Origin of the sequence: Serratia sp. 2880STDY5682894 (genome assembly GCF_001537385.1) — a bacterium.
GTDB classification, from domain to species: domain Bacteria; phylum Pseudomonadota; class Gammaproteobacteria; order Enterobacterales; family Enterobacteriaceae; genus Serratia; species Serratia nevei.
The window spans coordinates 147,086-168,954 of sequence record NZ_FCJA01000004.1; the positions used below are offsets into that span (position 1 = coordinate 147,086).

The 21,869-nt window shown below is 48.7% G+C and carries 18 protein-coding genes, 1 tRNA gene and 1 pseudogene; 10 read left to right on the forward strand and 10 right to left on the reverse strand.

Annotation, left to right across the window (positions count from 1 at the left end; genetic code table 11):
• Nucleotides 1-52: 52 nt before the first annotated feature.
• Nucleotides 53-766: a deoxyribose-phosphate aldolase gene (gene deoC, locus AWX27_RS11305; protein WP_369819311.1), complete on the reverse strand. Its 714-nt coding sequence runs from the start codon at nt 764-766 to the stop codon at nt 53-55.
• A gap of 279 nt (nt 767-1,045) precedes the next feature.
• On the opposite strand from deoC, the gene AWX27_RS11310 reads away from it, so the two are divergent.
• From AWX27_RS11310 to AWX27_RS11340, 7 genes and pseudogenes are all read left to right on the forward strand, one after another.
• Nucleotides 1,046-1,130 (forward strand) — tRNA-Leu (locus tag AWX27_RS11310).
• 213 nt (nt 1,131-1,343) lie between these two features.
• Nucleotides 1,344-1,868: a hypothetical protein gene (locus AWX27_RS11315; RefSeq protein ID WP_060422040.1), complete on the forward strand. Its 525-nt coding sequence runs from the start codon at nt 1,344-1,346 to the stop codon at nt 1,866-1,868.
• Complete coding sequence (locus tag AWX27_RS11320) at nt 1,865-2,245, forward strand: putative T6SS immunity periplasmic lipoprotein (protein WP_060422045.1); 381 nt, start codon at nt 1,865-1,867, stop codon at nt 2,243-2,245. Before AWX27_RS11315 ends, AWX27_RS11320 begins: the two co-directional genes overlap by 4 nt.
• Nucleotides 2,246-2,341: 96 nt before the next feature.
• Nucleotides 2,342-2,722, forward strand: a pseudogene (locus AWX27_RS11325) (putative T6SS immunity periplasmic lipoprotein).
• Between the two features lie 455 nt (nt 2,723-3,177).
• On the forward strand, nt 3,178-4,338 hold the full coding sequence (locus AWX27_RS11330) for a DNA cytosine methyltransferase (protein ID WP_060422556.1): 1,161 nt from the start codon (nt 3,178-3,180) through the stop codon (nt 4,336-4,338).
• Entirely contained in the window at nt 4,319-7,303 is a 2,985-nt protein-coding gene (locus tag AWX27_RS24510; RefSeq protein WP_072265381.1) for an ATP-binding protein, read from the forward strand. The genes AWX27_RS11330 and AWX27_RS24510 overlap by 20 nt, the downstream gene beginning before the upstream one ends.
• Before the next feature lies 1 nt (nt 7,304).
• Entirely contained in the window at nt 7,305-9,050 is a 1,746-nt protein-coding gene (locus AWX27_RS11340; RefSeq protein ID WP_060422058.1) for a response regulator receiver domain, read from the forward strand.
• Between the two features lie 934 nt (nt 9,051-9,984).
• Here AWX27_RS11340 and AWX27_RS11345 read toward each other — a convergent pair.
• On the reverse strand, nt 9,985-10,746 hold the full coding sequence (locus AWX27_RS11345; RefSeq protein WP_060422062.1) for an HNH endonuclease: 762 nt from the start codon (nt 10,744-10,746) through the stop codon (nt 9,985-9,987).
• A 168-nt stretch (nt 10,747-10,914) separates the two neighbouring features.
• A complete protein-coding gene (locus AWX27_RS11350; protein ID WP_060422066.1) occupies nt 10,915-11,223 on the reverse strand; it encodes a hypothetical protein in 309 nt (102 codons plus the stop codon).
• A 555-nt stretch (nt 11,224-11,778) separates the two neighbouring features.
• Here AWX27_RS11350 and AWX27_RS11355 point away from each other — a divergent pair.
• A complete protein-coding gene (locus AWX27_RS11355) occupies nt 11,779-12,336 on the forward strand; it encodes a type IV secretion protein Rhs (RefSeq protein WP_080432956.1) in 558 nt (185 codons plus the stop codon).
• Between the two features lie 2 nt (nt 12,337-12,338).
• Nucleotides 12,339-12,758: a putative T6SS immunity periplasmic lipoprotein gene (locus tag AWX27_RS11360; protein WP_060422070.1), complete on the forward strand. Its 420-nt coding sequence runs from the start codon at nt 12,339-12,341 to the stop codon at nt 12,756-12,758.
• Between the two features lie 68 nt (nt 12,759-12,826).
• Here AWX27_RS11360 and yjiA read toward each other — a convergent pair whose 3' ends face one another.
• From yjiA to AWX27_RS11375, 3 genes are all read right to left on the reverse strand, one after another.
• Nucleotides 12,827-13,789, reverse strand: a complete 963-nt coding sequence (gene yjiA / locus AWX27_RS11365; protein ID WP_060422073.1) for a GTPase — start codon at nt 13,787-13,789, stop codon at nt 12,827-12,829.
• Between the two features lie 21 nt (nt 13,790-13,810).
• Entirely contained in the window at nt 13,811-14,014 is a 204-nt protein-coding gene (locus tag AWX27_RS11370) for a YbdD/YjiX family protein (RefSeq protein ID WP_004953088.1), read from the reverse strand.
• Nucleotides 14,015-14,231: 217 nt separating this feature from the next.
• Nucleotides 14,232-16,412, reverse strand: a complete 2,181-nt coding sequence (locus AWX27_RS11375) for a carbon starvation CstA family protein (RefSeq protein WP_060422077.1) — start codon at nt 16,410-16,412, stop codon at nt 14,232-14,234.
• Between the two features lie 312 nt (nt 16,413-16,724).
• On the opposite strand from AWX27_RS11375, the gene AWX27_RS11380 reads away from it, so the two are divergent.
• Entirely contained in the window at nt 16,725-17,516 is a 792-nt protein-coding gene (locus tag AWX27_RS11380) for a nucleotidyltransferase domain-containing protein (RefSeq protein ID WP_060422081.1), read from the forward strand.
• A 186-nt stretch (nt 17,517-17,702) separates the two neighbouring features.
• Here the strand turns inward: AWX27_RS11380 and AWX27_RS11385 are convergent, their stop codons facing one another.
• The 4 genes from AWX27_RS11385 to AWX27_RS11400 all read right to left on the reverse strand — a co-directional run bounded on the left by AWX27_RS11385 (nt 17,703) and on the right by AWX27_RS11400 (nt 21,866).
• A complete protein-coding gene (locus AWX27_RS11385; protein ID WP_039567600.1) occupies nt 17,703-18,587 on the reverse strand; it encodes a LysR family transcriptional regulator in 885 nt (294 codons plus the stop codon).
• A 27-nt stretch (nt 18,588-18,614) separates the two neighbouring features.
• Nucleotides 18,615-19,307, reverse strand: a complete 693-nt coding sequence (locus AWX27_RS11390) for an MgtC/SapB family protein (RefSeq protein ID WP_060422084.1) — start codon at nt 19,305-19,307, stop codon at nt 18,615-18,617.
• A gap of 112 nt (nt 19,308-19,419) precedes the next feature.
• On the reverse strand, nt 19,420-20,199 hold the full coding sequence (locus AWX27_RS11395; RefSeq protein WP_060422087.1) for an ABC transporter ATP-binding protein: 780 nt from the start codon (nt 20,197-20,199) through the stop codon (nt 19,420-19,422).
• A gap of 584 nt (nt 20,200-20,783) precedes the next feature.
• Nucleotides 20,784-21,866, reverse strand: coding sequence for a porin (locus AWX27_RS11400; protein WP_060422092.1), 1,083 nt, complete (start codon nt 21,864-21,866; stop codon nt 20,784-20,786).
• Nucleotides 21,867-21,869 lie beyond the last annotated feature (3 nt).

Below are 21,869 nucleotides of genomic sequence, written 5' to 3' on the forward strand. Positions count from 1 at the left end.
TGGCGGATGGCGCGGGCCACCCGCAGAAGCGTGCGCTGGGATCGCGCAGGATTTAGTTATCGTTCAGTTCCGGGAACAGGCCTGGATCCTGTTCGAGCTGCTCCAGCACGCGCTGGGTGGCCGCCGCGCTCATGCCAAAGCGGCGTACGCCCAGCCGATACAACGCGCGCACCGTGTCCAGATCGCGAATACCGCCGGCCCCTTTGATCGGGATGCGGCCACGCAACTGATCGGCGATGATCGCCACTTTTTCTACCGTGGCGCCGGTCGGTGCCCAGCCGGTGGAGGTTTTCACCCAGGCCATGCCCACCTCGACGGCGATATCGCACACCCGACGGATCTGTTGCTCGTTCAGATAGTGCGTCTCCAGAATGACTTTGGCCGGCACCGGCGTGGCGGCCTCGACTACCCGGCGCAGATCTTCGCGCACATAGTCGTAATCCCCCGACAGCACCTTGCCGATATTCACCACCATATCGACCTCGCGCGCGCCCTCGGCGATCAGCTGGCGCACCTCCTGCACCTTGAGATCGGTGGCCTGCCCGCCGCCGGGAAAGCCGACCGGCCCGCCAATCATCACGTCCGCCTGGCCGCGCTCCGGCAGCAGGGTGCTGAGGAAACGCGTCCAGCACGGCAGCACGTGTACCGAGATGATGCGATAGCGGCTGGCCAGCGCGGCGCAGTGGCGCACGTCTTCCTCGGTATTGGTGGCCTGCACCGCGCTCAGATCGATCAACCTGGCCATGCGTTTGGTTGTTTCATTCATTGCGTTTATCCTTCTTTTATTTTCATTTGATTTTATTTATTCACCTTATTCTCTTTCATATGGCTTTAAAATCAGCATTTGGCGAAATTGTGATCGGATCTGCGGTTTTGCTGTGAGGGGCGTGAAAGTGCGGGAGGAAGATGCGGTAAACGCCGCAATAAGAGGGTAAACGGGGATTGTGACGCTTTTTTCAACATTTAACTCATTGAATGCCTGATAACTCTTGCGCACCGATCGCGGGAAGGTATAATGCACCCGTTTTCCGCATACTACTTCAGTGCCGAAGTGGCGAAATCGGTAGACGCAGTTGATTCAAAATCAACCGTAGAGATACGTGCCGGTTCGAGTCCGGCCTTCGGCACCATTAAGTACCGCGCGAACAAGAAGCCACCGAAAGGTGGTTTTTTTGTGCCTGGAATCTTCCTACCGCAATTACCTACCCACTTTACACTGTATTGACGTATTTCCCATTTCATTAAAAACCGGATCTTCCTGATGCTTTCCTAAGGCCTATCTGATTGACCTTAAAGGCTAAAATGGCGTTTCATTGAACCCTTTCGGATCAAGGAGTTCCAGGATGGAGCCACAACAGGAAGGTATCACGCGGGCGTTAACGCCGGGCGAAGTCAATCTGGCACGCTCGGTGTTTGGCAGCACCATTTTCTATCAGAGCGTGTTGGTTCACTGCGACAGCTACCTGCCGTTTGGGCTGCAGAATCAGTACACGGCGATGAGCCCGAATGGGGAGTTGTACTTTCGTAGGTCACTCTATGAAAGAGATTATGCGAACCAGGATCCTGAAGCTCAGCATCTTTTTATTCATGAGATGGCACACGTTTGGCAGCACCAGAAGGGCATGTGGGTACGTACCCGTGGGCTTCTCAGTTGGGCGGTAAGTTATCAATATCGGCTTGATCAACCTTTGCTGCGCCACTACAGCATGGAACAGCAGGCATCGATAATTGCGGACTATTTCATTCTCAAGAGATATGGGACGAATACCTTCTTCCGCTTGCCAAACAGGAAACTCATCGGGATAGTGGACAGACGGACATTGTCACAATTTCAACCCATCATCAGAAGCGCAGGGCTGCCGCTATGAGAAAATATTTATTCCTTCTTCTTCCTCTTTTTATCTCAGGTTGCCCAACCGGTGACAGGTTTAATCTCTATCAAGTACAAAGTAAGATCGTAGACGGTAAAGTCTGCGTCTTTTTTAATGAGAACGATATCGTAAAAAATGAATCCATACTGAATATCGCCATCTGGAAGCAAGGGGGCGATACCTACGTATACGAAAAATCATATGCTTACAGCCCGATAACGTTGGAGGCTAACAAGTGTGTTCCAGGTATCGGTGAGTTTAGTTTTATCGCTGGTGAAGGATACACTGTGTTGGTAAGAACACCGCTGAATTCATATCGAACCAGTTTTGTTGTGTGGAAGAAAGGTGAAAGCATGATGCTGAAGCCCGATTAGATTGCAATGAGATTTTTTAACTAAAGATTATCATGAGAGTAATTTATTAATTCTATAGAAATTACAACCTGTAATAGGAGTCGCAGGGCTGCCACTATGAAAAAATTCCTCTTACTCTTTATTCCTCTTTTTATCTCTGGTTGCCCTATGGGGGATAAAGTCAATTTACGCCCGGCAAAAGCAACGACTGTAGGTAGCAAGATCTGCGTTTTTGTTGATAAGAATGACATGGAAAGAGAAGAGTCCATTCTGAAAGTAGCTATATGGAAATATGGCAATGATAATTATGTCTATGAAAAGTCATATGCAAATACGCCTGTCGCGTTGGAACCGGGGAAGTGTGTGCCCGGCATCGGTGAGTATGATTTTATCCCCGGTGAAGGATAAAGTGTTATTGTCAGTACGCCTTTGCATCCGTATGAAGCCGGGTTTATCGTGTGGAAACGGGGTGAGGAGGTTATGTTGGAGCCGTATTAGGTTTTAATATGGTGATATTAATGATAGGTTTCAGATTTGTTATTCTACCCAAAAAATATTTCATAGCGAATGCATTTTGGAACATGGATAAAGACAACTTGCGACAACTAGCATCCATTAATAATTTTTGTATGCTCGGGAGGCAGGAATCGGTTACTCCTTATTATTACTTAATTATATCCAGGGAGTGAACCAAGGTGCAGTGAGATCTACGTTCTAATATTGATGAGGTTTCATAGTTCGGATATTAATAATACTATTTATTAGCGGGGTATATTTAAAATTTAGTAAATCTTTATGCACGCAATAGTACAATGAGATCTATTCATACACCATAGTCGTGCAAGATAATCAATGTCTTGATGTTACCTTTGGATTGTGATAAAAGCCTGCATAATGTAAAATCAGTCACAAGAATATGACTGCTTACAAAAGTGAAGGGTAAATTGAACAAAATCAAGGCCATAGATCTTTTTTCAGGTGCGGGAGGCTTTTCGTTAGCAGCTCTGGATCTGGGTATTGAAATTTTAGCTGCAATAGAACTTGATCAAGATGCATGTGATACGTACAGCAGAAATTTAATTCAAAAAAGAGAAAATAGCATAAAATTAATAAACAAGGATATTATGACTATTTCACCTGATGAGTTAATGGATTGCTTAAAACTCAAAGAAAAAGAGTTGGATATAATCATTGGTGGGCCACCTTGCCAAGGTTTTTCATCACATAGAATAAAAAATGCTGGTGTAAATGATCCAAGGAACGAATTGTTAATTCGTTACTATGACTTTGTTAAAATATTTCGACCCAAGATATTCCTTGTTGAAAATGTGCCGGGTTTACTTTGGGAAAAGCATAAAGACTACTTAAATAACTTCAAAATGCTTGCGGCTAATAGTGGTTATAAAATAGTCGGGCCATTAAAGCTGAATGCAAAAGATTATGGAGTTCCTCAAAATAGAGGCCGGGTATTTATCTTGGGTCTTAGAGATGACATTTCTCTCAACGAAGGTGATTGGCCACCACTTCCAACTCATTTTAAAGATAAAACCCCTCATTGGATTAATGCTTCTGAGATTTTTGAAAAACCATCACCATCGGTTTTTGAAAGAATTAGTGCTGTTTTAGGTCAAGATGTCACTCAGACATTAAAGTTCAAAAGTCCTCTTAAAGAGGATAAGAGTGACCCGAATAATGTACACATGAACCATGCCGACTATATGATTGAAAGGTTCAATTTAACACCAATTAATGGTAGTCGGGAAGATGTTGATTTTAGATTACCATGTCATTCTAATGGATATTCAGGTCATACAGATGTTTATGGTCGGATAAGGTTGTCAATGCCAGGCCCAACTATAACTACTGGTTGTTTTAATCCCTCAAAAGGACGTTTCCTGCATCCGTGGGATAATCATGGAATTACCGTGAGACATGCGGCACGATTTCAAACATTCCCCGATGATTACATTTTTTCTGGTGGCATCATTAGTCAAGGTAAACAGGTTGGAAATGCTGTTCCTGTGAATCTAGGGAAAATTCTTCTGAAATCTTGTATTGAAATAATAAGCAATAACTCTCAAAGGGATGATAAAAATGCAGATGAGATCTCTTAGCTTTAAAGCGAGAGCAAGGACAATTGAACATCTCGGTAAGGGGCAGATTGCAGATTGCCCAACTGCTGTAAGCGAGCTTTGGAAAAATGCATATGATGCTTATGCAAGAGATGTGGCATTATACACAATAGATGGCGATTACCCTTGCGGAGCCCTTATAGATAACGGTTGCGGAATGTCCTTGCAACAAATTATTGATAATTGGCTTGTTGTTGGCACCGAATCTAAAACGAGAAAGAACACCTTAGAAGAAAATGAGCGGTTCGGATTAGGTATCCGAAAAACTCAAGGAGAAAAAGGGATTGGGCGATTATCTGCTGCTTTTCTATCTCCCGTAACTTTTCTTGTTACTAAGAAAATGGATAATAATTATGTTGCCTTACTAATTGATTGGAGGCTTTTCGAAAACCCGTATCTCTCATTTGACGATGTCACTGTTCCATTCAGAGAGTTTGAAAATATAGATTCTCTCTCTGATGTTTTATCTGGTTTGCTCATTGAACTTAAGAAGAATGTATCCTTTCCCAGCAAAGATGAAGATGAAGATGAAGTTCGTCATTTTAATCATCTTCTCACAAAAGCAGCTTGGGAAAAATTCTCAGAAGACGAGAAAGCTGTAAATGAAAAAAGTGACTTTATTACTACTCAAGATAAAATAATTAATTTTTGTGATCAATTTAAAATAGATCCTAGTGTCTTCGTTCCTTGGGAAGAAATCTTAATCAAAGTTGAAAAGATAGACGGTGGTAAACATGGTACCGCTCTCTTTTTATTGGAGCTTGGACGAGATTTGTCATTATTAACCAATGCAGGGGATTTAGCTAAGGATAATGCAGAGTTATCTGATGTTGAACAAAGCTTGGTTGACACTTTAAGGGCATTTGTAAATCCTTATATTTTAGAGGATCTATCATTCTCTTATGAGATATATACAGTTAAGGCCAATGGTTACCATCGTCAAATATTAAAGCAATCGGATGTATTTAGTAAAAGCGATTTTGATGCTTTAGAGCACACTGTTGTAGGCTATGTTGATGAGAAAGGTTGGTTTAGAGGTCGCGTAAAAGCTTTTGGTGAGGATAAGGGCGAAGTAGTTATTCCTGCCAGCATAAGTGTTAATTCTGATTCTGGAGTCGGACCATTTGAAATTCAAATTGGGACATTAGAATTTCTGCCGCAAAATACCTCGCACACCGAGCGAGAGCATACACATTTTGACCTCAAGGCAAAAAAATATGCTGGGCTTATGGTGTTTCGGGATAATTTAAGAGTGTTACCATATGGACGAGTAGATAATGATTTCTTCCAGATCGAGGAAAGACGTTCATGGAATGCTGGGCGGTACTATTGGTCTAACCGAAGAATTTTCGGATTTATCAGTATCACACAATCAAATAATAAAGAACTAAAGGATAAATCAGGAAGGGAAGGCTTCATTCGAAACCAAGCTGCTAGAGAATTGAAAACATTAGTTTCAGATTTATTAACATCATTAGCGGATAGATTTTTTGGTAGACATTCCGAAGATCGTAAAGAACTTCTTGAGCAAGTTAAACGTGAAAAGGAATTACGAAAATCAGCACAGCAACAAGCTCGTAAATCTACACAAAAGAGTTTCTCTGAGGCACTAAAAACGCAAACTCCCGTTTTAGATGCTTCGCTTGAAGCTGTAAAAAAATTGAAGACTAAATTAGATAGCAATCAAAACAAGCATGATTATAATTATATAAAAGAAATAGATGCTGACCTTGCTAATTTAGAATCATTGAGAACCGAAATAAAAACTCCAACTAAGCCACCTAAAATTGGTGTATATGAGGAGAGATATAGAAATTATCGTGATAAATACAATGAATTCTCTGCGTATATATTAGAGATGAAATTAATAGTTAATAAATTGGATTCTGAATTAAATAAGTTAGAACCTTCGTTAGTAGGTAAAAATCATCTTGATAAAAATCAAGGGATCATAAATGCCAGATTAACCAAGTTTAGTAATAATATAGATGAAAAAACAAATGCACTCTTAAAGAAATGGGGAGAAGAAATTAAAAGTGATAGAGCTATATATTACTCTAAAGCTATATCAATAGTTGACTCAATTAATGTCAATACTGAGATCGAGAATGTTTTAAATTTACTCGATAGCATTTATATTGAAACAATTGACTCCCTAACATTCAAATACCAATCTATAAATAAAGGATTAGAAAGGTTATTTGAAGGAGTAAATTTAGACTCCGCTTTTTCGCTATCAGAAGAAGAAAGAGAGTATTTCGAGGATAAAGCTAAGAGTTTAAATGCTTTGGCTCAATTGGGAATCAGCGTCGAAATACTCTCACACGAGCTTGAAGAAATGGACTCGATGGTTACACGAGGACTAAATTCTTTGCCTTCAACTGCGAAGGAACACCCAGGTTTCACATTGGCTCTGAATGCACATAGATCATTAACACAACAAATCAGGTTTTTATCACCTTTGAAAATATCTGGATATCAGTCAAGGCAAAAAATTTCTGGGAAAAATATAATGGATTATATCCTGAAATTTTTTGGTGATCGTTTTGAAAGACAACGTATTTCCATTGAGTTCGGTGATGATTTTAAGAACATATCTATCAATGATATACCTTCACGAATATATCCGGTTTTTACTAATATTATAAATAACGCAATGTATTGGGTGAGTTTGTCCGATAATCGTCTTATCAAAATAGATTTTGTTAATTATTTAGTTATAATTGCAAATACAGGCCCTGCTATAGACCCAGATGACATTCCTCGTTTATTTGAATTGTTTTATAGCAAAAGAGCTAATGGTCATGGTGTCGGGCTTTATTTATGCAGGGAGAATTTAGCGGTAGCACACCACAAGATTTGGTATTCTGATCCAAATGTTGAAGATGACTATTTAATTAAAGATGGTGCTAATTTCGTAATTAAGTTCAATGGAGTGGAGTCATAACATGGCTATAACAACTTATAATTCCCTTGTGCAGAAAACTTTTTGTGATAATGCTATTCGTTCAGTAGTAATGATAGATGACGATTTTATTACTTATTCTGACTCTATCAAAGCACTTAATAGCGAGATAAAATTAGACCCAGCAAAAATTGATTCCTCAAAGCGTGCTGCTACCCTCGAAGAATATTTTCAAACCAAGAATATGATCTGTGATATTGACAACGGTTCAGTAAACTTTGATGTTGACCGCATCCGTAAGTCAGATTTGGTCATAATGGATTATCATTTAGATAACAATGCACCGGATAAAACTATTACAATATTAAAAGAATTAAAAAATTCTGATCATTTGAATATGATTGTTATCTATACGAGAGAGGAGCTCAAAACTGTTTGGATGCAAATTGCTTCTTCTCTAAGAGGGATCGAAAATTGTAATGATAAAATACTTGATACAGAAAATGATGAATTAATTGAATACTGGCAGAGTGTTATTTTACCTGATTTGACTCACAAAGGAGAAAGGGCATTAACGAGGGATGAAACTGTACTATATATCCAAGATGACTGCCTATGTAAGCGTATTAAGAAAGCAATCCGAAAGGATGGAAGCCTTACAGAGCAAAATGATATTAATTTCATTGCTAAGATGATTTCTGAATATGCAGTCGCTGAAAATGCCGTCATTCCAGATTATATGACAAAAAGTATGGTTGTAGGGGATACTGCCGGCATTAAATGGATTCAAAGTGGTAATATATTTATCAGTGTGTTCCATAAGGATAAAGAGGATCATGAAAGTGATGGTGAGAGAATTTGGCAAACACTAAATGAATCATTAATTGAATGGAACCCATCTTACTATCAAATTATCAAGTCAGAGATTCAAAATACTATTGAAGCAGAAGCTCTTTCTTTCAATAACCATTTAGCTAATGATGGTTATGGTCAAGCTGGATGGTTGAATCAAATATTAAATTCCGCTTCTGATGAAATTAAAAGGAAAAACATTGAGTTTGTTTTTAGTAATTTATCTGAAGAACTCTATGAAAGATTGAAGGGAAATAAATCTTTAGTAGGCTTCATTAATGATGTTTTTGAAACATATACAACTGATTTTAAAAGTAGTAGAGAAGCGAAATCATTAGAGTATTGTTCAAAACAAATGAATTTACCTGCAAATGCAAGCTCATTTAATGAGATGTATCATGCTTTGAACATGAATTTGTCTTCTAAAAATTTTGAAGAAGGACATATTTCAACAGGCACAATTTTCTTCGATACTGAATCTGAAAAATGGTATTTATGTGTTTCTGCTGCTTGCGATCTTGTTCCTACTCAGGGTAATGATCCACACCATAAAAGATTAAGTCCTCATCGTTTAATTAAGGTGTTAGAACTTTTCAATGCTAACCAGAATAAAGCATTACCTAATGCAGAACAATCCAAGTATATTTATGTAATTCATAAGAATACCAGAAAATATTTATCTATATTTGAAGGCGATAAAACTTTACCAGTAGTTGATTATATGGTTGTTTTAAATCACGGTCATACTGTTCCGGGGGAAGAGAAAAATATACTTTCAGCGGTATTCTTGAGTAGCATGGATGACAACGTACAAAATGTACCAGTTAAACTGAAATTAAAGTCCCAGCTTCGAAGTGGTTATGCTGAACGATACCAAGCTATTGCGTCGCAATACAGTTCTAGAATTGGTGTAGATTATGTATCTATGATGCCTTAAAACATGAAAAGCCGATATGATATAGGAGTATAGTTATATCGGCTTTTCATAGTACCAAGTTATATTTAATACTCTTCCGAAACTTAATTATTATCTCTGCTTTAATCTCCTAAGTTTCATTGACTCAAGCGAAAATAACAATAAACAATAAAGTTGTGCTATAAATGAATCCTGAATTAGTTAACAACTTGAGATTTAAGGCATCTGGTTGCTCACTTAAAAAATGAAATGCATAAACCAAATAAACTGCTAATGTTGCCGTTCCAATCGTAGGGCCGATATCGCGCTGATCATGAGGTTCCAATGTGACATTGAACTTAAATATGAGCCATTCATATCCCCCTGTTAAAAACTACCATTATCATTGCAGATAAAAGATATAGTATGTTTTCTATGTTAGGACTTTTTAATGCTGACTCTTTTTGTAAAAATTCACATGCTGATAAACCAAATAAAATAAAGCGGCCTTGAATTAAATTTTTCAAAAATCTTAAATAATGTATCCAAGTTCATTTCTCCAAGCAATATATTTGTTACTTTATATTATCATAACTCAAGAATCCTTATAGCCTGTATGCAAATTATCCTATTTTTCAATTGGATGAAAAAACAAATATACGAGTTATTTTGGTGTTCTTTAAAAATTCTTGCTAAAAATACATGAATTAACTTTCATTCATAATGTTCGTCATGATTTTTTATAGTGTTCGATTATCACCAATCGGGACTGATGGTATCAATGATGGTATCATCGACAATGTGGATTGCTTTAATTACTAAAGATCAAAAGGATAGTTGCGATGTTCGAGTTCGGCCTTCGCTCAAATGATGGCCGCCGAAAAATGTTTCTTGCGCCCCAAGTCGGTCTTTCGTAACTACCCATTCTGATAATGCTCATTTAGCAACATTGGATCTGTAGTAATGATATGTAAGCCTAATTTCCAATGAAGATATTCTCTCTATGAAAAGCAAGATGAGCTTTATCTGGAGAATGATTTATAGGCGTGCTAATTATTTCACCCTCATATTTCTCGAAGTTTTCCACATAGATACTGCTTTTCAATAGCTTGATTTTATTTGATAGTACCAGTCTCAAGTCTTCGTCGAAAGTGATTAGCCCACGGTCAAAAGCCTTGTCATGCAGGCTGGACAGGCACAATCCGTTACTAGGGTTAAGGCGTTGTTCGATTGAGTGGCTCCAAGGCAGGATATGGCTAGCAACGAGTAATGCTGGTTCTTCTAATCCGGTTATGCAGCAACGATATTCGTAAGCTTCCAATACATTTTTGCGAAACAGGTTTTGGTCTACACGTGTTTTGACTGTAGAGAACTTATCTCTGCCACTGAAATCTTTTGGCTCTTCATCAAAATCAGGTGCGGCTGGTTTCTCCAAGTGTTCCATTGCCGTTTGGCATTGCTGATTAAACAAATCCATATCTTGGCTCATTTCTTTCCACAGCTCGCGATCGGCATTGGAAGCGCCTTTCAAACCGCTGCGACCAGATTCGATAATGTATGGATCCAAACTAGCGAGGTTAACCAGCTTCATGGCTAGTGCTGATGGCGTGCGTCCAATCAATTTTGCATAGTGGATTATTTCGGGATTTCTCGAGTGAAGTTTGCCAAACGGTATTTGGCTATACAGAGTGAAAGCGATCAGTAATTCTTCTCTAGTCCAAAGTTTTGCAGCAGCCATACATCAATACCCAGCAGTTAACTCATCGATTTACCGAATGCGTTAACTATGCCAGGTAGGGGAGGAAATGCCTACCTTGATGAATGTTTTTGTTGTGATATGTCAGTCAGATCTATTGGAAATCGTGGGTGGGAAGGGCGATGAGCATCGCCCTGATTGTCATTTACGTTAGCCGCAGGCTTCCATCTCCCACAGTGCCCGCCCATACAGGTTACACAGCGCAGGAACCAGATGCGCCGTGGCATTGAGGTAGCGATTCAACTGTTCCCTGCCTTCAGTGTCCAGTTGTGGGTGCTTTTGCAGTAAATGGCCGAACAACATCAGGCCGTGACACAGCCCTTCAGCCTGCTCGGCAGAGAGTGCGGCCAGGTCTAAGAGTTCTGAGGGATTGTAAGCGCTGAGATCGAGGTGGTTAAACAGTTGGCGGTAGAGGGTAAGGGTGCTTGCAACGGATTCTGTAGTGGGAGTCTTTGTCATGGGTGCATCTCCGTATGTCATTAGCTAATGACTATCACCAGAGACGCTAAACTCGGGTGGTAGCCCAGACGGGGTTAGCGTCACCGGGACATACGAACCGGCGCTTCTTGCGAAGCCCCCGCCTGAGCCACCATTATTTGGCGTGAACTAAAGCTGCTGCATTATTACATAATACAGCGGTAGTATGTCAGATTCGGAACGCTAACTCCGGCTGCGGATTTTGCCGCAGCGGGAAAACTATAGCGTTATCAGTAAAAGGAAAAAATAAGCTGTATGGAATTACAGGCTATTTCATATCTAATATGGAATGGGTATCGCAGTTAATGAGTTGTATAATTTAACTATTGATTCTATGAATGCTCATCTTCTTTATATGCTCTTGTTCTGAATGTCTTTATTTGAATTGTTGTTTTAAGGAGGTTAAATCAATAAATTCACAAGGTGAATTTGTCATGAGGTTTTTTCGTTATTTTATAAATGAGTAAATATAATCTAGACCGGCTGAGAAGTAGTCGCTAAGATTTCACTTTCAAATGGTCATAGGGAATTTGACTTATGCTTACGAAAGAACAGAAAATCCAACAAGTGAAAGAGGGAGCATTACGACTCATGACGTTGGGTGAAATAGTCATGGCCCGACGTGTTTTCGGTAAGTCGATCGTCTACAACCGTGTATGGATTCATTGCGATAGTTACTTACCCTTTGGTTTACAAGGCAAGCATGTTGGTATGTCCCCCAACGGCGAGATATATTTCCGAGAGGAGGAATATCTGGCTGATTTCTCTAAGGTAAATAATTACGCAAAACAACATTTCTTTATTCATGAGCTTGCCCATGTTTGGCAGCATCAGCATGGGCAGTGGGTCCGCCTCAGAGGTGCCTTTAGTTGGGCAGCTAATTACACTTATAAGTTGGAAGCTAATAAGACGCTCACAAAGTACTCTTTGGAACAACAAGCTTGTATCGTTGCCGATTATTGGTTGTTAATACAATATGGCTATGATGCTTGGTCATATGGTATTGGGCGTTTTGTGAATTACACGGGTCCCCAAAACAATAAAATTCGTCTACAGTACGAGCAGGTTTTAGCCGAGTTTTTACGTCAGAGGTAGTCATGAAACGGATCTTCCCCCTCACATTCCCCTTCCTGCTCGCCGGCTGCCCGTCGATAGGCGATCGTATCCCCGTAGACTATCCCGCCACCGCCAACCTGCGTGAGGGCAAAGTATGCATTACCGTTCAGCCGCAGGGAGACGAAAAGCTTGCGGGCATCTCGATCTACCGATTGGATGAGGCGCAGAGCCGCACGTTCAAATTTTTCGATCCGCTGCAGGATGTCGCCCCCAATCAGTGCGTCCCTGATGAGGGCTACGTATTTACGCCGGGGCAGCAATACCATTTCTCCGCAAAGCTGGTCTCCCTCAACAAACAGCAGGCGGGTGAGTTTCCCTCTGCGCGTGAATTCGTCGCTGAATTTGCCCTACAGCAAGCAGCAACAGAGCTGCGTCTAGTGTCCCTCCCTCCACCCCGTTAGCGCCATAAGACCATAAAGGAGCCCACCCACAGGCTCCAATATCCCAAGCCCGCTTACCCCAATCCCCCTTACCCCAACCCCCCAATTCTTCCCCGAATCTCCTCCTCCGGCAGGTCCACGCCGATAAACACCAGCGTACTCTTGCGCTCTTCTTCAGGCAGCCATTCCCGATCCCAGTCGGCGTTATACAGCCGCTGTACGCCCTGGAACAGCAGGCGGCGCGGCTCGTCTTCGATGGACAGAATGCCTTTGTAGCGCAGCAGGTTGTCGGCGTATTCCAGCAGCAGGCCTTCCATCACGTCGGAGATTTGCATCAGCGGCAGCGGGCGCTCCAGCGTCACCACGATCGAGCGGATGTCGCTCTGCGGCTGCGGGATGCGGCGGAACAGCGGGGTGGGCGGTGTCAGGTTGAGTTTGTCGTTCAGCGTAAAGCCTTCGATGTCGAACAGCACGCTCAGATCGATATCGCCGTGCGTCACCTTGTACACTGGCGCGCGGGCGTTCATCCGTTGCAGCCGCTGGATCAGCGCCTCGCAATCCGGCGCCACGTCGGTTTTGGTCAGCAGGAGGCGGTCGGCGTAGCCCACCTGCGCCTGGGCGATGCTGAATTGGCTCAGCTGCTGCTCGGCGTGCGCCGCGTCCACCAGGGTGATGATGCCGTCCAGCAGGAAGCGCTCGCACAGGATCTCGTGCGAGAAAAAGGTCTGGGTAATCGGGCCGGGATCGGCCATGCCGGTGCATTCGATGATCAGCCGGTCGAACGCCAGCTGGCCGCTGTCGACGCCGTCCAGCAGATCCAGCAGCGCGTCCGCCAGTTCGTTGGACTTGCTGCAGCAGATGCAACCGTTGCTCAGGGTAGTGATGCGGCTGGCGCGATCGCCGATCAGCGCGTCGTCGATCGGCACTTCGCCGAACTCGTTCTCGATGACCGCGATTTTATAGCCGTGTTCGGCGTTCAGGATGTGACGCAGCAGGGTGGTTTTGCCGGCGCCCAAAAAGCCGGTCAGGATGGTGACTGCAATGGGTTTCATACGGGTCCTTGTGACTGCGGGTTAACAGCAGCGCATGCCGCCTTTGCCGTCGCCGCCGTAGCGCGCTTGCTGGCGCTCGCGGAAAAATTCTTTATAGGTCATCACCGGCTTGTCCGGGTGGTTGTCTTTCATGTGCTGGACGTAGGTATCGTAGTCAGGCACGCCCACTAACATGCGCGCCGCCTGCCCGAGGTACTTCCCCGCCTGGCCGAGATTTCCGAACATAAGCCTTCTCCAACTTTACCCTGCATCACTACAGCGCTTGCTTAAGCCTGATATTAGGGGAAGCCGGGGGATGGGGTTCCCGCAGGGATGCCCCACCTCCGGGGCGCCCCGGGTATCTCGATTGCATCGCGCCGCACGCCTGGCATCTTGCGATACGCAGGCCGTGCGGCTTTGGGTACTACTTAACGTTATTATGCAGGGTATCCGTTAAATCACATCAATGCTGGGTCGAAACTTTGACCTCCCCCTCAGTTACGCCGTCGGCGGGCGCGGCCTGCGGCACCGGTACGTAAGGCGTTTCCTGGTCGGTGCGTTTCGGGTTTTTGTGCGCCGCCAGCGCGGTTTTCACCCCGTAGAAGATGATGCTGTACACCACCAGCAGGAACAGAATGCTCAGCCCGGCGTTGGTGTAGTTGTTCACCACGATGTGGTTCATGTTGGCGATCTGCTGGGCGCTCAGCTCGGCGCCGCCCTCGGCGATTTTGCGCTTGTACTCGCCGGCCAGGAAGAAGAAGCCTTCCAACTGCGGGTTGTCGCTGAACAGCTTCAGCCCCAGCGCGTAGGTGGTGCAGATCAGCAGCCACACCGCCGGCAGCACGGTCACCCAGATGTATTGGGTGCGCTTCATCTTAATCAGTACCACGGTGCCCAGCACCAGCGCCACGGCGGCCAGCATCTGGTTGGAGATGCCGAACAGCGGCCACAGGCTCTTCACGCCGCCGAGCGGATCCACCACGCCCTGATACAGCAGGTAGCCCCACAGCCCGACGCAGCCGGCGGTGCCGACGATGCCGGCCACCAGCGAGTCGGTTTTCTTCAGGAACGGCACGAAGTTGCCCAGCAGATCCTGCAGCATAAAGCGGCCGGAGCGGGTGCCGGCGTCCAGCGCGGTCAGGATGAACAGCGCCTCGAACAGAATGCCGAAGTGGTACCAGAAGCCCATGTTGGCGCCCGGAATGATCTGGTGGAACACGTGGGCGATGCCCACCGCCAGCGTTGGCGCGCCGCCGGCGCGGTTCAGCACCGAAGGTTCGCCGATGTCGGTGGCAGTCTGCAGGATCTGTTCCGGGCTGATGACGAAGCCCCAGGAGCTGACCGCCGCCGCCGCATGCACGGTGACGTCCTTCAGCGAAGCCATGATCATCGGCGCGTCTTCGGTGCCTAAGCGGTGCAGATCCGGCATGGTGATGCCCAGCGCCGCCGGCGGGGTGTTCATGGCGAAGTACAGGCCCGGCTCGATGATGGATGCTGCCACCAGCGCCATGATGGCGACGAAGGACTCCATCAGCATCGCGCCGTAGCCGATAAAGCGCGCGTCGGTCTCATTGGCCAACAGCTTCGGCGTGGTGCCGGAGGCGATCAGCGCATGGAAGCCGGAGACCGCGCCGCAGGCGATGGTGATGAACAGGAACGGGAACAGGGTGCCTTTCCACACCGGGCCGGTGCCGTCGACGAACTGGGTCACCGCTGGCATTTTCAGCTCAGGGTTGAGGATCACGATGCCGATCGCCAGCCCGACGATCACGCCGATTTTCAGGAAGGTGGCCAGGTAGTCGCGCGGCGCCAGGATCAGCCACACCGGCAGCAGGGCGGAGACGAACGCGTAGCCAATCAGCGTGAAGGTGATGGTGGTGTCTTTAAAGGTCAGCGCCGGGCCCCAGTACGGGTCGTGCGCCACCACGCCGCCGAACCAGATGGCGGCCACCAGCAGCACGATGCCGATGACTGACACTTCACCCACGCGGCCGGGGCGCAGATAGCGCATGTAGATGCCCATAAACAGCGCGATCGGCACGGTGGAGCAGACGGTGAACACCCCCCACGGGCTTTCCGCCAGCGCTTTCACCACGATCAGCGCCAGCACCGCCAGGATGATGATCATGATCAGGAAGCAGCCGAACAGCGCGATGGTGCCCGGTATCGGCCCCATCTCTTTTTTGACGATCTCACCGAGCGAGGCGCCGTTGCGGCGCGAGGAGATGAACAGCACCATAAAGTCCTGCACCGCCCCCGCCAGCACCACGCCGCCCAGCAGCCACAGCGTGCCGGGCAGGTAGCCGACCTGCGCGGCCAGCACCGGCCCCACCAGCGGCCCGGCGCCGGCGATGGCGGCGAAGTGGTGGCCGAACAGCACGTTCTTGTTGGTCGGCACGTAGTTCAGGCCGTCGTTGTTGACCACCGCCGGGGTAGCGCGGCCGGCGTCCAGCTTCATCACCTTGGTGGCGATGTACAGGCTGTAGTAGCGGTAGGCCACCAGATACACCGCCACCGAAGCGACGACGATCCACAGCGCGCTGATGTGTTCGCCGCGGCGCAGCGCCACCACGCCGAGGCAGGCTGCGCCGAGTATCCCCAGCAGCATCCACGGAATGTGCTTTAAAATCCCCTCTCGTTTCATGAGGTATCCTTAATTCCAGTCTGCAAAATATGAATGAACTCATCCGCTTGTAAGAGATGTCAGAGTGGCGCGGTGAGCCGTAGCGTCTTTCCCGAGGTAAGGCGGGTTTAGGAACAGCTCATCATCGCCGGGGGTAAAGGGGGAAGACAGGCGTATTTCGGTCAGCGGTCAGATCCGCCGGGTGAACGGTTGGATTGACGGGGTGAGCGGTTGGCGGCTGGTTTCATCATGTTTTGAATATAGTGGCGCAGTTGTGTCGGGTGAGAATCGTATATACCCTGCGTTAGGCAACGTATGGAAAAGGATAAAGACATGGAAGAACAAACAGAAGGCGTCAGCAGTGAAATGCGCGTCAAAATAAAAAAGGTGTTGCGCGAAATAGAAGCGCGATATGACGTAAGAGTGTTATATGCCTGCGAGTCCGGCAGCCGTGGATGGGGATTCGCCTCGCCGGACAGTGATTACGACGTGCGTTTCTTGTATGTGCATCGGCCTGAATGGTATTTGCGCGTTGAGACGCAGCGTGACGTGATCGAGCTGCCGATAGATGATGAGCTCGACGTCTGCGGGTGGGAATGGCGCAAGTCGCTCGGCCTGTTAAAGCGAGCTAACCCGACGTTGATCGAATGGCTGGATTCACCGGTGGTTTATCGGCAGGATGCTGAAAGTGTAGAGGCGCTGAAAGGCGTCGTACCTGAGTGGTTTTCCGCAACGCGAGCACGCTGGCATTATCTTTCCATGGCGCGTAAAAATTTCCGCGGCTACTTGCAAGGCGAGGAAGTGCGCCTAAAAAAATATTTCTACGTTCTGCGGCCATTGCTGGCCGTCCTTTGGATAGAAGCGGGCAAAGGGGTGCCGCCAATGCGTTTCGATCACCTGCTGGCTGGAACGGTGAGCGATCCATTGTTGTTAGCGGAAATTCATGCCTTGTTGACGGTCAAAAAAAGAGCCGGAGAAGCAGAATACGGTCCCCGTAGGGAGCTGATACACGCGTTTATTCTGCAAGCGCTTAAGGCTCATGAACAACCGGCTGAATTACCTGATAGCTGCGCGCGCAGTGATTTCTCGCTCGACGAATTGCTTTATAAAACCGTCATGGCGTAATGGTCGTGCGGGTTGCCGATGAGGGGGCACAGGAGGGCGTAATAATCCCTTTCTGTGCTGCTGCATTGGCAATCACCGCCAGGCTGCCGCTGTTGCCAATGCGGCCCCCGGAATAACCGGCAGGCTTTAACCCCCTGTTTTTCAGTTCGCTTACCGGGTGCCGAACGTTTCCGGCAGCCTGTCTTCTCAGGCCGTCTGCATGGCCTGCAGCAGGTGGATAAACGCGGCGCTGAGCGGCGGCGTGGCCGGCTCATGGCGGGTAAAGACGTAAAAGCGCGCGCTGATGTCGATCTCCTGCGTCGGGATTTTCTGCAGGTGCAGCTGCGGGGCGTAGTGTGCGACCACCCGATCGCTCAGCAGCGCGATATAGCCCTGCTGCCTGACCAGGCACCAGGTCGCCAGAAAGGAGTCGGTCTCGACGATCTGGCCGTGCGGCGTGTAGCGTTCGGCGATCTCGCGGATGGCGGCATGCCCCACCGAGCAGGAGCGCGGCACCACCCATTTGGCCTCGGCCGGCGGCTGCCCGGCTGCGGTAAGATCGCCTCCCTGATAGAGCGAGAAGCGCTCGCTCTTCAGCGCCTGCATGGCCAGATCGGCGCCGCCCGCCGCGCCGTTCAGGCTGCTGACCGCCAAATCCAGCTCGCAGTTTCGCAGCCGGGCCAGCAGGCCTTCCGGGCCGTCTTCCACCACCGTCACCCGGGTATGCGGGTAGCGGCGGTTGAAGCCTTCGAGCACCTGAGGCAGGTAGCACAGCAGCGGATCGACGCTCATCCCCACCCGCAGGCGCTTCTCGCCGTCAGCGCTCAGGCCGCGCAGCTCGTCAAACGCGTTGAGCAACTGATTGGTGGCGGCGTCTATCCGCCGGTAAAACAGCTCGCCGACCGCCGTCAGGCGCACGCCGCGGTTGCTGCGCTCCAGCAGCCGCGCGCCGATGGTCATTTCCAGCTCTTTCAGCACCCGGCTGAGCGTCGGCTGCGAGATGGCCAGCTTTTTCGCGGCCTCGTGCAAGCTTCCACAGTGGACAATGTCTTTGAACATCGTCAGATGCGCCAGCTTTGGCATGGTTTTCATGTTTGATCTCCCTGGAAGTGAAAGGCATCAGCCGGAGCCGGCGATGCGGCTGTAATAGGCCTGTTTCATCATGCTGTCGTTCAGCAATTTATTGATGGTCTGGTCGAGCACCGGCGTGGTGACGGAGGCCGGCATCAGCGTGGCGGTGATCTCCACGTCGTCGTCGCCAAAGGGTTCGATATCCAGATGCGAGATAAAGCAGTTTTCCCCTTGCAGCACCTGTTTGAATTTGGCCAGCGCCCCACGCTGCTCATGCTCGAAGGCAATGACGCAAATCTGGTAGGTAGACTCGCCGTTAACGTCATTGAAGGGCTGTTTGTTGACCATATTGACCAGCGGGCGCAACAGGGTGTTGGCGGCGAGCACGAACAGCGTGGCGGCCAGCGCGTCACCGTACAGGCCGCAGCCGGCGCAGGCGCCGACCGCCGCGGAGCCCCAGAGCGTGGCGGCGGTGTTCAGGCCGCGGATGTTCATCCCTTCCTTCATGATGGCCCCGGCACCGAGAAAGCCGACGCCGGAGACCACGTAGGAAATGACGCGCACCGCGCCGCCGCTGCCGTCGATGGTCATGGCCAGATGGACGAAGATCGCCGCGCTGGTGGCCACCAGCGTGTTGGTGCGCAGCCCGGCGGTGCGCTGGCGGAACTGTCTTTCGTAGCCGATGGCCGCGCCCAGGATGGACGCGGTCAGCAGCGTCAGCAGTGTATGAATGAAATGCATGATAATAACTCGATGTATTATCCGCTTATCATGAGCCACCCGTGGTGGGGTAACTCTTGATAAACAGGTAGTTAAGTTGGCGGGGTTCCGTCCCGCCAGTCCAGGGCGGCGCTCAGTGCGCGGCGGCGATCTGCCGGCTGAGCGTCTCGCTGATTTTGTCCGTCAGCGGCTGCATCCCCTCGCGGGTGCGCGCCTCGCGGCGCTGCGTGATGTGATAGCAGCCGTCGAGGGTGCCGGCGCCCAGCAGGAGGATGCGGTCAGACATCATCACCGCCTCCTCTACGCTGTGGGTGACCAGCACGATGGAGCGGGTTTTGATCTGGCGCGTGCTCCAGATACGCAGCAGATCGCTGCGCAGGTGTTCGCCGGTATAGACGTCCAGCGCGGAAAAGGGTTCGTCCAGCAACAGCAGCATCGGTTCTACCGCCAGCGCGCGCGCGAAGCCGACCCGCTGGCGCATGCCGCCGGAAAGCTCGCGCGGGTAGGCGTCGCGGTAGGGCGTGAGCCCGACCAGATCGAGCATTTTCAGCGTCTGGGTTTCGACCACCTGCGGCGGCAGATCCTGCGCCTGCAGCCCGAAGGCGATATTTTGGTAGACGTTCAGCCACGGGAAAATGGCGAAGGTCTGGAACACCATGTTGATCTGCGGATTCGGCCCCGAGACTTTTTTATCCCCCAGCATCACGCTGCCCAGATCCGGCGCGATCAGGCCGGAAAGCATGCGCAGCAGGGTGGATTTACCCGAGCCGGACTGCCCCAAAATGCTGACGACCTCGTTGTCGTAAAGGCGCAAATTGATTTCATTCAGCACCAGACGTTTTTCTTTACCGGTAGGTTGAACGCTTTTGCTGACGTTATTGACCGTCAGCAGCGTGGTTTTTTTTACCATCATGATCCGTCTCCACCCAATTAAAATATGAGCATGGAAAAAGGGCCGATATTTCTCGCCGGGCAGGCGTAAAATAAATGCGGGTGCAAATAAGCCTGACCGTTATCGGACTGTTAATACGCTTATGCTGGAGGGGTTAGCCCATCGGGCGTGCCGGTGCGGCATGCGCGCAGGCCAGAGGCTGAAGGGTAAAGCGAAGGGATGCTATAACTGACTCATATCCTGACACTTTCAGGATGCAATGGGATGACTATTGCTCCTGTGACCTCAGCGATTCCAACAATAAAATAAACAACCAACTGTCGCCGTCCATATCATTCTCCCGTTATTTTTCGTGTGGCCATAATACGCGTGCCATAGCCTGTTATTCAATGTGGTTACGCCGAATTATGGCGGCAAAATGTAATTTAATATGAATGCGGGGAAAATTTTCTTTATTCATTAAACGGGGCGTAAACAGAAAGTGCCAGAATGAATATAGGCATCATTTTATGGAAATATAAACCTGAGTTAAACGAGAGAATAAGGGGGCGGACGAAAGTTAAATCATGAACCGGCCGGAGAGCGCCCTCCGGCCGGGATGGGGATCAGAACTGATACATGATGCCGGTTTCGACGATGTCGTCGGCGCCGGCGCCGACGGCGTTCTGCCGTTGCAGCAGGTTGAGTTTGTACTCTACGTAGGTCGACATGTTGGCGTTGAAGCTGTAATTCAGTGCCAGATCCAGGTATTTGACCAGATCGGCGTCGCCAATGCCGGGCAGGTTGCGACCGCGCGTTTGCAGGTAGGCCAGCGAGGGCGTGACGCCGGAATCGAAGTGATACTGCGCGACCGCCTCAATAGCGTCCGCGCGAGGGGCGAAGCCGGCGTAGCGATCGCCGTCGACGTAGGTCATGTTCTCGGTGCGCGCGTAGCTTGCCGCCAGGTAGAGGTTGTCCTGGTCGTATTTCAGCCCCAGCGTCCAGGCCCGGGCGCGATCGCCGTCAGCCAGGCCGAAGCGCTGTTGCGCCAGCGTGCGCGCAGAGTTGGCGTAGGCGGCGCCAACGTTGAGCCCCACGCCGGTGTCGTAGGTGGCGGAAAAGGCGTAGCCATCGCCGTTTTGCGTCTGGATATCCTTCGCCCGTTGAGCGTCGTCCCCCCGATTCTTCCCCTGATATTGCAGGCCGAGATCCAGGCCGTCGACCAGACCGCCCAGGCTGCGGTTGTGGTAGGTCAGCAGGCCGTTGGCGCGGCCGGTCATAAAGTTGTCGGCCGCTTCGTAGCTGTCGTTGCCGAATTCAGGCAGCACGTCCGTCCAGCCGGCCACGTCATACAGCAGGCCGTAGTTGCGGCCGTAATCCAGGCTGCCCCAGGGGCCGAACGTCAATCCGGCAAAGCCCAGGCGGGTATAGCTGTCGCCCGGTCCGGTGCTTTCCGGCTGATCGAGCCCTGCCTGATATTCCCACTGCCCATACCCCGTCAGCGCGTCGCCGATCTGCGTTTCGCCTTTGAAACCGAAGCGGGTATAGGAGCGGTCGCCGTTATTGTCGGCGTCGCTGCTGAAGTAATGCACGCCGTTCAGCTGGCCGTACAGATCCAGTTTATTGCCGTCTTTATTGACGATTTCCGCGCCGCTGGCGGCGGCCGGCAGCAGGATGAGCAGCGTCATCAGCACGCTTTTATGGTTCATTTC

Bases quoted from the DNA above. Each gene is read 5' to 3' on its own strand.
- AWX27_RS11315 (WP_060422040.1), top strand. From the start codon at position 1,344: ATGGAGCCACAACAGGAAGGTATCACGCGGGCGTTAACGCCGGGCGAA.
- AWX27_RS24510 (WP_072265381.1), top strand. From the start codon at position 4,319: ATGCAGATGAGATCTCTTAGCTTTAAAGCGAGAGCAAGGACAATTGAA.
- AWX27_RS11400 (WP_060422092.1), bottom strand. From the start codon at position 21,866: ATGAACCATAAAAGCGTGCTGATGACGCTGCTCATCCTGCTGCCGGCC.
- AWX27_RS11385 (WP_039567600.1), bottom strand. From the start codon at position 18,587: ATGAAAACCATGCCAAAGCTGGCGCATCTGACGATGTTCAAAGACATT.
- AWX27_RS11375 (WP_060422077.1), bottom strand. From the start codon at position 16,412: ATGAAACGAGAGGGGATTTTAAAGCACATTCCGTGGATGCTGCTGGGG.
- AWX27_RS11340 (WP_060422058.1), top strand. From the start codon at position 7,305: ATGGCTATAACAACTTATAATTCCCTTGTGCAGAAAACTTTTTGTGAT.
- AWX27_RS11320 (WP_060422045.1), top strand. From the start codon at position 1,865: ATGAGAAAATATTTATTCCTTCTTCTTCCTCTTTTTATCTCAGGTTGC.
- AWX27_RS11360 (WP_060422070.1), top strand. From the start codon at position 12,339: ATGAAACGGATCTTCCCCCTCACATTCCCCTTCCTGCTCGCCGGCTGC.
- AWX27_RS11370 (WP_004953088.1), bottom strand. From the start codon at position 14,014: ATGTTCGGAAATCTCGGCCAGGCGGGGAAGTACCTCGGGCAGGCGGCG.
- AWX27_RS11380 (WP_060422081.1), top strand. From the start codon at position 16,725: ATGGAAGAACAAACAGAAGGCGTCAGCAGTGAAATGCGCGTCAAAATA.
- AWX27_RS11345 (WP_060422062.1), bottom strand. From the start codon at position 10,746: ATGGCTGCTGCAAAACTTTGGACTAGAGAAGAATTACTGATCGCTTTC.
- AWX27_RS11355 (WP_080432956.1), top strand. From the start codon at position 11,779: ATGCTTACGAAAGAACAGAAAATCCAACAAGTGAAAGAGGGAGCATTA.
- AWX27_RS11395 (WP_060422087.1), bottom strand. From the start codon at position 20,199: ATGATGGTAAAAAAAACCACGCTGCTGACGGTCAATAACGTCAGCAAA.
- yjiA (WP_060422073.1), bottom strand. From the start codon at position 13,789: ATGAAACCCATTGCAGTCACCATCCTGACCGGCTTTTTGGGCGCCGGC.
- AWX27_RS11350 (WP_060422066.1), bottom strand. From the start codon at position 11,223: ATGACAAAGACTCCCACTACAGAATCCGTTGCAAGCACCCTTACCCTC.
- deoC (WP_369819311.1), bottom strand. From the start codon at position 766: ATGAATGAAACAACCAAACGCATGGCCAGGTTGATCGATCTGAGCGCG.
- AWX27_RS11390 (WP_060422084.1), bottom strand. From the start codon at position 19,307: ATGCATTTCATTCATACACTGCTGACGCTGCTGACCGCGTCCATCCTG.